This is a genomic window from Azotobacter vinelandii CA (genome assembly GCF_000380335.1).
Classification (GTDB): domain Bacteria; phylum Pseudomonadota; class Gammaproteobacteria; order Pseudomonadales; family Pseudomonadaceae; genus Azotobacter; species Azotobacter vinelandii.
Genome location: NC_021149.1, coordinates 1,091,570 through 1,104,129, shown reverse-complemented (window position 1 = coordinate 1,104,129; position 12,560 = coordinate 1,091,570). Strand labels below are relative to the sequence as shown.

11 protein-coding genes are annotated in these 12,560 nt (G+C 69.1%); 6 read left to right on the top strand and 5 right to left on the bottom strand.

All coding sequences use genetic code 11. The annotated features are described in order from the left end of the window. Window positions 1-28 precede the first annotated feature (28 nt). Genes AVCA_RS05195 through AVCA_RS05180 form a run of 4 tightly spaced genes read right to left on the bottom strand, consistent with a single transcriptional unit; the run spans window position 29 to window position 2,566 of the window. Entirely contained in the window at window positions 29-553 is a 525-nt protein-coding gene (locus AVCA_RS05195; RefSeq protein ID WP_012699803.1) for a cytochrome b, read from the bottom strand. An 11-nt stretch (window positions 554-564) separates the two neighbouring features. Then, the gene (locus tag AVCA_RS05190) at window positions 565-882 is read right to left on the bottom strand and encodes a DUF2218 domain-containing protein (RefSeq protein ID WP_012699802.1); all 318 of its coding nucleotides are present in this window, start codon (window positions 880-882) and stop codon (window positions 565-567) included. A gap of 50 nt (window positions 883-932) precedes the next feature. Continuing rightward, window positions 933-1,727, bottom strand: a complete 795-nt coding sequence (locus AVCA_RS05185) for an SDR family NAD(P)-dependent oxidoreductase (RefSeq protein ID WP_012699801.1) — start codon at window positions 1,725-1,727, stop codon at window positions 933-935. 26 nt (window positions 1,728-1,753) lie between these two features. Next, window positions 1,754-2,566 (bottom strand): DODA-type extradiol aromatic ring-opening family dioxygenase, encoded by an 813-nt coding sequence (locus AVCA_RS05180; protein ID WP_012699800.1) that lies wholly within the window; start codon window positions 2,564-2,566, stop codon window positions 1,754-1,756. A 105-nt stretch (window positions 2,567-2,671) separates the two neighbouring features. On the opposite strand from AVCA_RS05180, the gene AVCA_RS05175 reads away from it, so the two are divergent. The 5 genes from AVCA_RS05175 (at window position 2,672) to AVCA_RS05150 (ending at window position 8,299) form a co-directional block, all read left to right on the top strand. After that, a complete protein-coding gene (locus tag AVCA_RS05175) occupies window positions 2,672-3,583 on the top strand; it encodes a LysR family transcriptional regulator (protein ID WP_175555957.1) in 912 nt (303 codons plus the stop codon). Between the two features lie 207 nt (window positions 3,584-3,790). Further along, the gene (locus tag AVCA_RS05170) at window positions 3,791-5,128 is read left to right on the top strand and encodes a TAXI family TRAP transporter solute-binding subunit (RefSeq protein WP_012699797.1); all 1,338 of its coding nucleotides are present in this window, start codon (window positions 3,791-3,793) and stop codon (window positions 5,126-5,128) included. A 100-nt stretch (window positions 5,129-5,228) separates the two neighbouring features. Then, a complete protein-coding gene (locus AVCA_RS05165; RefSeq protein ID WP_012699796.1) occupies window positions 5,229-5,930 on the top strand; it encodes an HAD-IA family hydrolase in 702 nt (233 codons plus the stop codon). A gap of 517 nt (window positions 5,931-6,447) precedes the next feature. Then, window positions 6,448-7,461 (top strand): nucleoid-associated protein YejK, encoded by a 1,014-nt coding sequence (yejK, locus tag AVCA_RS05155; protein WP_012699795.1) that lies wholly within the window; start codon window positions 6,448-6,450, stop codon window positions 7,459-7,461. Between the two features lie 13 nt (window positions 7,462-7,474). Then, the gene (locus tag AVCA_RS05150; protein ID WP_012699794.1) at window positions 7,475-8,299 is read left to right on the top strand and encodes a polyphosphate kinase 2 family protein; all 825 of its coding nucleotides are present in this window, start codon (window positions 7,475-7,477) and stop codon (window positions 8,297-8,299) included. 27 nt (window positions 8,300-8,326) lie between these two features. Here AVCA_RS05150 and AVCA_RS05145 read toward each other — a convergent pair whose 3' ends face one another. Then, window positions 8,327-9,580 carry a CobW family GTP-binding protein gene (locus tag AVCA_RS05145; RefSeq protein WP_012699793.1) on the bottom strand — a complete coding sequence of 418 codons (1,254 nt, stop codon included), beginning with the start codon at window positions 9,578-9,580 and terminating at the stop codon, window positions 8,327-8,329. A 449-nt stretch (window positions 9,581-10,029) separates the two neighbouring features. Here AVCA_RS05145 and AVCA_RS05140 point away from each other — a divergent pair, with 449 nt between their 5' ends. Further along, the gene (locus AVCA_RS05140) at window positions 10,030-12,048 is read left to right on the top strand and encodes a sigma-54-dependent Fis family transcriptional regulator (RefSeq protein WP_236616350.1); all 2,019 of its coding nucleotides are present in this window, start codon (window positions 10,030-10,032) and stop codon (window positions 12,046-12,048) included. The last annotated feature ends 512 nt before the right edge of the window (window positions 12,049-12,560 follow it).

Here is a 12,560-nt window from a genome sequence, read left to right as displayed (position 1 = left end):
CTGGCAAGCCCGTGGGCGCCTGCCGGAATCAACCGGCCATGCGTCGCAGGGTGTCGTCGTCCTTGACCAAATGATGGAACAGCGCGGCGCCGACATGCCCGAGGATCAGCGCCAGCAGCAGCCAGGCGAGCGGTGCATGCAGGCTGCCCAGGGCCGCGAGCCAGCCGGTTTCCAGCCCGCTCCTGGCGACCAGTTGGACGCCGAAGACCTTCAGGCCGTAACCCTTGCCGAGCATCAGCAGCAGGCCGCTGAGCGGCATCAGAAGCATGCCGGCGTACAGCAGAAAGTGGCCGCCCTTGACCAGCGGCGCGCCGGGCCCCTGGTGCGGCGGCCGCCGGTGCCGCTGGCCCAGGGCCCAGAGCATGCGTAACACGACCAGCACCAGCAGCAACGCGCCGATGGAAATGTGCCAGGGGACCAGGGTCCGGCCCACCCAGTGCTCGCCGTCGGCGATCCGGTCGCCCAGCTTGAGGAACTGCCAGAGGATCAGGACGGCCATGGACCTGTGCAGGAGCCGGGTGATGGCGCCGTAACGGCTCTTCGAATCGAACATGCCTTCGCTCCTCAATCCTTTCCCTCGCCGGACGCGATCCCGGCCTCGTCGTCGCGCCAGGCGAAATCCAGCGTTTCGCCACCGGCCATGCGCTGCAGGTGCTCGGCGACCACCTGGCGGAAGAACGAGGCCTGCCCGGCGTCGCTCGCCTGCAGGCGCACATCCAGCAGCCCGTCGCCCGCCTGCAGCAGGCAGTGGCCCAGGGCGAGCTGGATCTCGCCCTGCCGCTCGTCGAAGCTGACCGGATACTTGTGCGCCCAGTGCTTGCACAGGCGCCGGATCAGGCGGGACGGGTCTTGCGTGGCGATGCGCACGGATGAAACGGACATGGCGGCACTCCTTGGCATGTCGGCCGGACAAACCGGCCAGTGGATGAATGTCAGGCGATGCTCTCGACGATCCCGCCCTCCACCCGCAGCGCCGCGCCGGTGGTGGCGCTGGCCTGCGGCGAGGCGGCATAGACGCAGAGACTGGCGACCTCCGCCGGCTCGGCGAAGCGCCGCAGCAGGCTCGACGGCCGATGGCGCTGGATGAACAGCCGCTCCATCTCCTCGGGGCTGACGCCCTCCTGGCGAGCCATCTCGCCGATGAAGGCGATCACCCCCTCGGTGCGGGTCGGCCCCGGCAGTATGCTGTTGACCGTCACCCCGCTGCCGGCCAGCACCTTGGCCAGGCCGCGCGAGACACCCTGTAGCGCCGTCTTGCTGACTCCATAGTGGACCATCTCGGCAGGAATGTTCAGCGCCGACTCGCTGGAAATGAACTGGATGCGTCCCCAGCCACGGGCCTGCATGCCTTTGGCGTAATGCCGCGACAGGCGGATACCGCTGAGCACGTTGACCTGGAAGATTTCTTCCCACTCTTCGTCGGTTATCTCGAAGAACTCGCGGGCGCCGTAGATGCCCAGGTTGTTGACCAGGATGTCGGCCTCCGGCTCGGCGGCGATCAGCGCCTGGCAGCCGGCGGCCGTCCCCAGGTCGCAGGCCAGCCCGCGAGCCGCAGCACCGCCTTTGGTATCGCGCAACTGCGCCAGGGCCGCGTCGACCCTGGCCTGCTCGCGGCCGTTGACGATGACGGTGGCGCCGGCCTCGGCCAGCCCGCGCGCGATGGCCAGACCGATGCCGCCGGTGGAGCCGGTGACCAGGGCGGTCTTGCCGGACAGATCGATGAGCATGCGAATCTCCTTGAATTATCGATGGTTCAGTCGAAACGGAAGGCGGACAGGGTGGTTTCCATCACCCGATCGGAGAACACCCGCCGGCCGCGCCCCTCGGCCGCCGCGCCGGCGACCGTCATGAGCGGCAGCAGGTGTTCCTCGGCGCGCGGCGGATGGCACAGCCGCGCCGCCGGCGCCGCCTCCCAGCGCGCCAGACGCGCCGCGCGCTCGGCGGGCCCGGCCTCGACCGTGGCGGTCAGCCACTGGTCGAACTCGTCGGACACCGGCGCGAAGCGCGGGTCGCCGTAGCCGCGCATGTTGTGGAAGCTCATGCCGCTGCCGACGATCAGCACGCCCTCCTCGCGCAACGGCGCCAGCGCGCAGCCGGCGTCGAAATGCGCCTGGGGGTCGAGATCCTGACGCAGCGACAATTGCACCACCGGGATGTCGGCGGCGGGAAACATCAGCTTCAGCGGAATGAACATGCCGTGATCGAAGCCGCGCCGCGCATCCCCCCGGCAAGGCAACCCGGCCGCGCCGAGCAGCCTGGCGACTTCCGCGGCCAGCGCCGGATCGCCGGGCGCGGGATAGCGCAGCTCGTAGGTGTGCGGCGGAAAGCCGTAGTAATCGTAGATCAGCTCCGGCTGGCGGCCGGCGCCAACGGCGAACTCCGCTTCCAGCCAGTGCGCCGAGACCATCAGGATCGCCCGTGGCGGCCGCGCCAGCGTGCCGGCGATGCCGCGCAGGAACGCGGCCATGGCGCTCCAGGCATCCGGCGGATTCCAGTCCATGAAGAAACAGGGGCCGGCCCCATGGGGCACGAACAGGGTCGGCTGGATGGTTTCGCGGGCGGACATGGGCAGACTCCATCGACGGCGGATGCAGGGAGTATGGACCTGCGCCTGGCAACGGATAATCTGCCAGTCCGCAGCAGCAGTTCTTACCGACAGCAGGAAATCCCCATGCTCGATCGCATCACCGGCATGCGCGTCTTCGTCCGCGCCGCCAGCGCCGGCAGCCTGTCCGCCGCCGCCCGTCAACTGGAGATGTCGCCGGCCATGGCGACCAAGCACGTGGACGCCCTGGAGCGGCGTCTCGGCCTCAAGCTGTTCCAGCGCAGCACCCGGCGCCTGGTCCTCACCGACGCCGGCAGCCAGTACCTGGACACCTGCCAGCGCCTCCTCGGCGAACTCGACGAGGCCGAGGCGGCGCTGCTCTCGCAGCGGGTCGAGGCCAGCGGCCTGCTGCGCATGAACGTGCCGCTGAGCTTCGGCAACCGCTTCATCGCTCCGCTGCTGCCGGCCTTCGCCCGCCGTCATCCGGCGGTGCGCATCGAACTGGGCCTGACCGACAGTCAGGTCGACCTCATCGAGGACCGCTGGGACCTGGCCGTGCGCATCGGCCGGCTCGCCGACAGCCCGCTGCAGGCGCGCCGCCTCGGCGACTGCCCGACGCTGGTCTGCGCCGCGCCGGACTATCTCGACCGGCGCGGCGTGCCGCGGCGGGTCGTCGAGCTGGGCCAGCACAACTGCCTGGGCTACAGCCTGTCGTCCTGGGGTGGCAGCCGGGAATGGGCCTTCGGCCGCGACGGCAGCGTGCGCGTGGCGATTTCCGGCGACCTGGCGGCGAACAACGGCGATGCCCTGCTGGCCGCCGCGCTCGATGGCCAGGGGCTGATCTACCAGCCGCTGTTCATCGTCGCCGACGCCTTGCAGCGCGGCGAGCTGGTGTCCCTGGAACTCGACCACCCGCCGCATCCTTTGGGCGGCATCCATGCCCTCTACCCGCCCGAGCGCCGCCCGCCGGCCAAGGTCCGGGCGATGCTCGACTACCTGGTCGAAGCCTTCGCCGCCCGCCCGCCGTGGGCGCGCTGAACGGCATCCATCTGGCGGCTTGGCTATCTTCTTGGCTACGACGACGACGTGAACGAGCTCGCCGCAGGAGCGGATTCATCCGCGCTCGACTGCCGGCAAAACCCGCGGCATCGCGAACGAGTTCACTCCCACAGGGCATGGTCGGCGAACCCGAGAACATCGCCGGCCAGCCCATGCACCGTTCGCCACCGTGGGTGATCGAAAGCCATGACCCGCCTGCACGACCTGAAGATCTACCTCAAGGCCAACCTCTGGCTGGTACCCATCCTGCTGCTGATCGGCATCCTGTTCGTCCTGGCCCTCGACCCGGCCCCGCCGACCCGCCTGAGCCTGGCCACCGGCCCCGAGGGCGGCGGCTACCAGGCCTTCGGCGAACAGTTGAAAGCCCGCCTGGCCGAGGAAGGCATCGCACTGGAACTGATCGCCACGGCCGGCTCGCCGGACAACCTCCGCCGCCTGCTCGCCGCGGACGGCCCGGTGCAGATCGCCCTGGTGCAGAGCGGCACCGAGCGGCAGTTGACGCCGGAGGAGCACCAGCGCCTGCACGGGCTCGGCGCGCTCTACCAGGAACCGTTGTGGCTGTTCCAGCGCCGCGACCTCGACATCCGCGATCTGCCCGGACTGCGCGGCAGGCGGATCGGCCTCGGCCAGGACGGCAGCGGTACCCAGGCGGTGGTCCTCGGCCTCCTCGAGGCCAGCGATATCGCGCGGGAGCCGGACTGGCTGGCCCTCGGTGGCCGGCAGGCGAGCGCCGCGCTCGAAAACGGCAGCCTGGACGCGGCCTTCTTCGTCGGACCGCCGGAAAATGCCCTGATCCAGGCGCTGGCGCGCAATCCCGCGCTGCGCCTGGCCGACCTGCGCCGCGCCGCGGCCTACCAGGCGCACCTGCCCTACCTCAAGACGCTGCCCCTGCCGGAAGGGCTGCTCGATCTGGCCCACAACAGCCCCGACCGGCCGCTCACCACCCTGTCGCCGGTGGCCACCCTGGTCGCCAACCATGGCCTGCACCCGGCGCTGACCCCGCTGCTGCTGGAAAGCTCGCGGCGGATTCTCCGGCCGGGCAGCCTGATCGACCCGCCGGGCAGCTTCCCGCGTCCCGAACCGAGCGGCTTTCCCCTGACCAAGGAGGCCGACAGCTACTACCACAGCGGCCTGCCCTACCTGCAACGCTTTTTGCCGTTTCGCATCGCCTCGCTGGTCGACCGCTACATCGTGCTGCTGATCCCCTTCCTGGCCATCCTGCTGCCGCTCGGCAAACTGGTCTCGCCGCTCTACGAATGGCGCATGCGCGCGAGGACCTACAAGTGGTACCGGCATCTGCACGAGATCGACGCGCGCATCCACGACGGCAGCATCCGCGGCCACGAGGCGGAGGAAATCGCCCGCCTCCAGGAGATGGAAAAGCGCCTCGGCCGGGTCGAGCTGCCGCTGTCCTACTCCCACGAGCTGTACAGCCTGCACCTGCACGTGCGCTACATGATCGAACGGCTGCGCGGGATCGCCGGCGAACAGCGGCCGCCCGAGGAAACGCCACGCGCGGACTAGCCTGCCATCCAAGGAGCCTTGCGCACTGTCCCTCCGGCCGGGTTATATGCACGGACCGTCTTCGGATACTGGAAAACGAACTCGCCAAAGAGGCCCGCGTATGACCCGAACCAGCCATATCGACCTACTGATCTGCGATTGCGACGGCGTGCTGATCGACAGTGAAATCATCACCGGCCGCGTGGTCCGCGAGGCGCTCGCCGCGCTGGTGCCGGAACACGAGCTGGACGTGCTGCTGGCCGGCACCTTCGGCCTGCAGAGCCGCGACATCATCGCCCGGGTCGCCGCGCATTTCGGCCTCGACCTGCCGGCCGACTTCCACCCCAACGTGCGCCGCCGCGCCGAGGCGATCATCCGCGCCGAGGTGCAGGCCATTCCCCACGTGCGCGAGGCGCTCTGCGCGATCGACCTGCCGCTGGCGGTCGCCTCCAACAGCCAGAGCGAGGCGGTGCACTACGCCCTGCAACGCACCGGGCTGACCGAGCGGGTCGATGTCGGCGTGTTCGGCGCCGACCTGGTCAAGCGCCCCAAGCCAGCGCCGGACCTCTACCTGCTGGCGGCCGGCACGGCGGGCGTGGAGCCGCAACGCTGCCTGGTCGTCGAAGACAGCGCTACCGGAGCCACCGCTGCCCTTACCGCCGGCATGCGGGTGATCGGCTTCCTCGGCGCCAGCCACATTCCCCCGGAACAGGGCGAGATCCTGCGTGAACTGGGAGTCGAGCATCTGCTGCACGACATGCGCGAACTGCCGGCGCTGGTCGAAAGATTGCGCTATCCAGCCACCACCGAAACCTCCGCCTGAACCCGCCCCGGCAGAATCGATCCGGGCGGCGTGGAACCCGCCCGACGAGCCGCCGGCTGCGCCGTGGCCCCGGCGATCGCCTGCTACAGTTACAGAACATCCCGCAACGGAGAGCGAACGATGTTCACGATCAGCACCACTCTTATCCTTGCGTTACTGGGTTGCGCCCTGCTTGGCCGGAGGCTGTATCTGAATCGCTGGACGCGAGCGAGGGCGCCATATCGACTCGACGGCTCGCAGGACGATCTGTGGGCCCGTCAAGAATTCGCCGCGCAGCAGCAGGCCTGGGAGCACCTGCAGCGGCTGGAGCGCGCCACGAAGAGAAGAAGACGCTAGACATACTCGCTAGAGCCCGCAGGACGCGGGCTCCACACCGCGAACCGTCCGCCCCGGCGCCAGCGCTGGCCGGACCGCACGCCTCTTCCGCTTCCACGCATCTTCGCCGGAACGGCGCCCCGCCCTCTTCCCACCGCCTCGGGTAAACTGCCGCATCCTTTTCTCACTGCCCGAGACCGCCGTGCCGATACGCCACTGCATCGTTCATCTGATCGAGAAGAAACCCGACGGCAGCCCCGCCGTGCTGCACGCCCGCGATTCCGAGCTGGCCGAGTCGCAGGCGCTGGAGAACCTGCTCGTCGACCTCAACGACAGCTACAACGCCAAGCAGGGCAAGGCCTGGGGACTGTTCCAGGAGGAATCCGGCGCCTACCCCTTCAGCGGCTGGCTGGGCGCCTACTTGGAGGGCGCCCGGGACTTCGCCGCGTTCAGCCGCCAGGCCGTGGAGCACCTGAAGACGCTGATGGAGGAGTCCAACCTGTCCAGCGGCGGCCACGTACTGTTCGCCCACTACCAGCAGGGCATGACCGAGTACCTGGCCATCGCCCTGCTCCACCACAGCGAGGGAGTGACCGTCACCGAGACCCTGGAGGTGGCGCCGGCCAAGCACCTGGATCTCGCCCAACTGCACCTGGCGGCGCGGATCAATCTCTCCGAGTGGCGCAATAACCGGCAGTCGAAGCAGTACATCTCCTTCATCAAGGGCAAGAACGGCAAGAAGGTCTCGGACTACTTCCGCGACTTCATCGGCTGTCGCGAGGGCGTCGACGCGCCCGGCGAGACGCGCACCCTGCTCAAGGCCTTCAGCGACTTCGTCGAGAGCGAGGACCTGGCCGAGGAAGAGGCCCGCGAGAAAACCAGCGCACTGGTCGACTACGCCAGCACCCAGGCCCGCCTCGGTGCGCCGATCGCCCTGGAGGAGCTGTCCGGGCTGATCGACGAGGAGCGCCCGCGAGCCTTCTACGAACATATCCGCAACAAGGACTACGGCCTGTCGCCGGAAATTCCGCCGGACAAGCGCACCCTCAACCAGTTCCGCCGCTTCACCGGCCGCGCCGAGGGCCTGTCGATCAGCTTCGAGGCGCACCTGCTGGGTTCGCGGGTCGAATACGACGAGGAGCACGACACCCTGACTATCCGCCAGGTGCCGAGCCAGTTGAAGGACCAGCTCAAGCGCCGCAAGGACGGCCAGTAGGCCCGCGCGAGGAATGCCCGTGCCGCGCCTGCCCGATGCGCTCCTCGACGCCTGCCTGTGCACCCCGGAAGCGCCGCTGGACGGCGATCCGGCACGCCGCTTCGGACTGGACAAGGCCGATGCCGCCGTCCGCCTGGCGGCGCTCCGGGACTGGCTGCGCCGGCGCTCGACTATGCTGCGCGCCAACCGCCGCAGCGCCCTGCTGCTGGTCCTGCAGGGACCGGACTGTTCCGGCAAGGATGGCGTGATCCGCCGTGTGCTGGCCGGCCTCGATCCGCTCGCCCTGGCGGTCCACGACTTCCAGCCGCCGGATGCCGGCGAGCGCCGCCACGACTTCCTCTGGCGCTACCGCCGGCGCCTGCCCGCGCCCGGCCAACTCGGGGTGTTCGACCGCAGCCATTACGAGGCGCTGGTCAGCGACCCGCTGGACGGCCTGTGCGGCGACGCCGAGCTGCCCGGCCGCCTGGCGCGGATCGAGGCGTTCGAGGCGCGCCTCGTCGCCCACGGCATCCAGCCGCTCAAGTGCTACCTGCAGATATCCCGCGCCGAGCAGAAACGTCGCCTGCGCCGACGCCTGGAGCGCCCGGACAAGCGCTGGAAGCTGGCCGCCGGCGATCTCGCCGCGCACCGCCGGTTCGCCGAGCGCCAGGCGCGCTGGGCCGCGGTGCTGGCCGCCAGCCACAGTCCCGCCGCGCCCTGGTACGTGATCCCGGCCGACCGCCGCTGGCTGCGCGACCTGCTGGTCGCCAGCCTGCTGGCGCGCGAGTTCGAGAAACTGGCGCTGGACTGGCCACGACGCCCGCCGCCGTTCGCTGCCGGGGAGCTGGAGCGCGCCTGAGCCCCTCCGGCGGCTCGACGGCAAGATTCAGTCGCACGTGCCGATGACGGGGCGTTTCGCGAAACGCTTCGGGCGGACGAACCAGGCATCGAGTTCGATGTCCCGCTCGGAGCCGACCGGCATGTGCCGGCCGAGCCAGCAGCGCGTGGGCAGCAGGGGCCGGGCAGCGGCCATGCGCATGGCCGCTGCCGTGCCGGGAAGGTCAGTCAGCGCCTCGCGGATGCTCTCGACCGCCGCCGGCTCGAGATCCCGCGCGATGAACACCAATCGCCCGCAGCGGTCGGCGAAAGCGCCATCGGCGGGCCAGGCCGGGAGCCGTACGGGCGGATAGGCCGCGTCCTGCACGCACTGGATGACATGCGGCTGTGGATCGCCGGCCACCGCCATCAAGCCCTTCACCCGCAGCAGCCGTTGCCCGTGCGCCGCCAGGATGCGCCCGAGCGACACCGCGAAACCCGGCCACGGGACCGGCGCCTCGAAGCGCACGACGAAGGACGAGACGCCGTCGCCATGCCGCTCGACGTGCAGGCGCCGCTGCACGGCCGCTCCATGCGCCAGGCCGGCCGGCGCCGCCAGCGGCCGATAGCGTCCGCGCTCGTCCATCAGCCAGCGGGCGACGTCGGGCGACTTTCCGGCGGCGGCGTAGATGCCGCCGCCGAACAGCCGATCCGCCGGCACCTTGCCGTGGCGCACCTCCAGACGGAGCGCCGTGGGGTTGAGAGCGGCGAGTTTCGCCTCCAGCCGCGTCCGGGTCGCGGCATCGCAAAGGTCGCCCTTGCCGATCAGCAGGCGGTCGGCCATGGCTACCTGGCGCACGGCCTCGCGATAGCGGCCCAACTGATCGAGACCGTGTTCCGCGTCGACGACCGTCAGCACGCCGTCGCACAGGTAGCGCGCCGCGACGAAGCGCTCCTCCATCAGCGTACCGACGAGGGGAACCGGGTCGGCGAGCCCGGTCGTCTCGATGAGCACGCGGGAAAGCGCGGGGATTTCCCGCCGGGAAAAGCGCTGGTGGAGTTCCCGCAGGGCCCGCACCAGATCGCCCTGCACGCTGCAGCAGATGCACCCGGAGTCGAGCAGCAGGGTGTGCTCGTCGAGCCTGTCGACCAGGTGATGGTCGATACCGACCTCGCCGAACTCGTTGATCAACAGCACGCTGCCCGCCATCGCGGGGTCCTTCATCAACTGCTTCAACAGGGTCGTCTTGCCTGCGCCGAGAAAGCCGGTGAGCAGGCTGACCGGAATGCGCCCGACGGGGCGCTCCGCAACGGGACTGGGCATGGTGCCTCCGGTGTCGTGGGTGGTTTCCGAGCTTGGCGCCTGGAACCGACAGCAAAGGCCGGGCCAGGCCCCGGCGACCGCCGGCAAAAACCCCCGGCACGCCGGCAGGCGGTCGCACCGCGCCTCCCGGCCCGTGCGAAAGACCCCGCGCCCAGCGGGAATTCGTACCGACGTGCGTTCGATTTTCGAACGCAGCGGCGCCCGACAATCGAACGCCCGTTCCGGACGCGAACGGCCGGCCGCTCCGCTTCGGCCGCCACGCAGGCCGGCGACGGGCGTTGGCGCACATATTGCTCCATGTCCGGAACCGGCTTGCAAACGCACCCGGCCGAGCGACCGGCAAACCCGGCGCCGGACTCGGGAACGGCTTCGCGGCGGGTCATAAAAAATACAAGAGAGAACCGAGCGCCGCGCTCACCGAGGCGGCGACGCGGTCAAAGGAGACGAACATGCCTGCCACTGCTACGGGTCAGATGTTCCCCGTGCCGGAAAACGACGACCGCATCAAGGTTTTGTGGGAGAGGTTCCTCAATGGCGGCGAGCCCGGATCGGATGCGCTGCGCCGCCTGATCGACGACTCCTGGCGGCGCTGCCTCGGCGCCAGCGTCGACCCGGACCGCTTCCAGGCGCCGCCGCCGCTCAGCGAGCATTCCCTGCATTCCCTGCGCGACGAATCCGCCGACCTGCTGAGCGCCAGCGCGCCCATCATGGCGGCGGCGCGGGACTTCCTCGCCGAAACCGGAACGGTGATGGTGCTCGCCAACCCGAGCGGCACCATCCTCAATCTCGAAGGGGACGTGTCCACCCGCGGCCTGGCGGAAAACATCTATCTGCTGTCGGGGGCGAACTGGAGCGAACTGGCCTGCGGCACCAACGCGATCGGCACCGCGCTGGAGGTCGGCCAGCCGGTGCAGATCCATTCGGCGGAACACTATTGCGCCGGCATCAAGCGCTGGTCCTGTTCGGCGACGGTGATCCGCGACCCCTGCGACGGCAGCATCCTCGGCGTGGTCGACGTGTCGGGGCTCAGCGCCTCCTACAGCCGCCACAGCCTCGCCCTGGTCGTGGCGACGGCCGGGCGTATCGAGAGCCGTCTGGCGAAAATGGAAATGGATGTCCGTTACCGACTGCTGGAAACCTGCATCGGTCGCCTGTCGCCGAGCGCGACCGACGGCATCGTCGTGTTCGACCGGCGCGGCCGCGCCATCCAGGCGAATGCGCGCGCCTCGGCGATGGTGGCCGACCTGGCCAGCCGCGAGCCGCTCGGCTCGACCGGCGAGCTCGGCGCCTTGTCGCTGAAATGGGAGAAAAACGGCGGGCTCGCCGAGCACCTGCCCGAATGGATGGACCCGGACTGGCTGCAGCCGGTGATCGTCGGCAACCAGCATCTCGGCACGCTGCTGACGCTGCCGAACCGGCGCGCGCCCGGCGCCGGCGCGGCCAGCCCGGCCGTCCTCGACGAGAGGTTCGACGAGAGCGGCTTCGACAAGGTGGTCGGCGAATCGACGGCGCTGCTGCAGGCGGTCGGCCGTGCCCGGCAGCTCGCGAAATCCCGCGTCCCGGTCCTGCTGCTGGGCGAGACCGGCGTGGGCAAGGACGTGTTCGCGCGCGGCATACACGAATCCGGCGCGACCCGCGACGGCCCCTTCGTCGCCCTGAATTGCGGCGGCTTCTCGCGCGAGCTGTTGACCAGCGAGCTGTTCGGCTACGTCGAAGGCTCGTTCACCGGCGCACGGCGCGGCGGCATGATGGGCAAGATCGAGGCGGCCGACGGCGGCACCCTGTTCCTCGACGAGATCGGCGAGATGCCCATCGACCTCCAGCCCCATTTCCTCCGGGTGCTGGAGGAAGGCGAGGTCTATCGCATCGGCGAGACCAAGCCGCGCAAGGTCAATTTCCGCCTCGTCGCCGCGACCAACCGCGACCTGCACAAGGAAATCCAGGCCGGCACCTTCCGCATGGACCTCTTCTACCGGGTCGCGGTGACCAGCATCCACATCCCGTCCCTGCGCGAGCGACTCGGGGACATTCCCCTGCTCGGCGAACACTACCTCGACATCCTGACCCGCCAGCACGGGCTCGCACCGCGGACGCTGTCGGCCGGCGCGGTGACCCTGCTGCAGCGCTACGCCTGGCCGGGCAACATCCGCGAGTTCCGCAACGTCATCGAAAGCATGCTGCTCACCTCGCCGGCGAGCGTGCTCGGCGAAGCCGACGTGCCGCTCGACGGGCGCTGCGTGGCCCACGCGACACGCCAGCCGGAACCCGACGCGCAGGACGAGGCGCGCGATCTGAACGGCCTGGAAAGCGCCGAGCGCGAGGTCATTCGGCGAACCGTCAAGGGCTGTCGCGGCAACATGACCGCGGTGGCGCGGGAACTGGGCATAGCCAAGAGCACCGTCTACGCGAAGCTCAAGCGCTTCGGCCTGGAAACCTACGTGGAAGATCTGCGCAACTACCGCGCCTGAGCCCACCCCCTCCCCGCTCGCCCCGCCTCCGTCCCCGCCCGGGGCCGGAGGCTTCCGGCCCTGTCGCCGAAGTGTCCGCCCGCCATGCCTCGATATCGGCGACACGCAACTTCCCTAGCCTCTTCGCCGAACTCGAGCCACTCGCCCGTGGAACTTCTCCGAGCGACTTCGCCGTCGCCATTCATATATTCGACAGCGCATCGAAAAGCGCTCTCCCGGATATACGGCAACTCCTCATCTTGCGTCGCACAAATCCAACCGGAATTCGAACGGATATTCGCGAAAGCAGACGCCGACGACTCCACCGAAATCGAAAACAATTAATTTTTTACTTGAAAAACAACAAATTAAGAAAACAAAAAGAAGATTACAAAACTGGCACAGCCGTTGCGATAAGTATCGATGAAGAGTCCGCTCACGCTGTTTCGGAAACACCGAACATCCACCGACGCGAGCGGACTCGGCGAGCCGGGAAACATACATACCGACGACCGACATTGACGACATTCCAA

Bases quoted from the DNA above. Each gene is read 5' to 3' on its own strand.
- AVCA_RS05140 (WP_236616350.1), top strand. From the start codon at position 10,030: ATGCCTGCCACTGCTACGGGTCAGATGTTCCCCGTGCCGGAAAACGAC.
- AVCA_RS05185 (WP_012699801.1), bottom strand. From the start codon at position 1,727: ATGCTCATCGATCTGTCCGGCAAGACCGCCCTGGTCACCGGCTCCACC.
- AVCA_RS05165 (WP_012699796.1), top strand. From the start codon at position 5,229: ATGACCCGAACCAGCCATATCGACCTACTGATCTGCGATTGCGACGGC.
- AVCA_RS05150 (WP_012699794.1), top strand. From the start codon at position 7,475: ATGCCCGTGCCGCGCCTGCCCGATGCGCTCCTCGACGCCTGCCTGTGC.
- AVCA_RS05145 (WP_012699793.1), bottom strand. From the start codon at position 9,580: ATGCCCAGTCCCGTTGCGGAGCGCCCCGTCGGGCGCATTCCGGTCAGC.
- AVCA_RS05195 (WP_012699803.1), bottom strand. From the start codon at position 553: ATGTTCGATTCGAAGAGCCGTTACGGCGCCATCACCCGGCTCCTGCAC.
- AVCA_RS05170 (WP_012699797.1), top strand. From the start codon at position 3,791: ATGACCCGCCTGCACGACCTGAAGATCTACCTCAAGGCCAACCTCTGG.
- AVCA_RS05180 (WP_012699800.1), bottom strand. From the start codon at position 2,566: ATGTCCGCCCGCGAAACCATCCAGCCGACCCTGTTCGTGCCCCATGGG.
- AVCA_RS05175 (WP_175555957.1), top strand. From the start codon at position 2,672: ATGCTCGATCGCATCACCGGCATGCGCGTCTTCGTCCGCGCCGCCAGC.
- AVCA_RS05190 (WP_012699802.1), bottom strand. From the start codon at position 882: ATGTCCGTTTCATCCGTGCGCATCGCCACGCAAGACCCGTCCCGCCTG.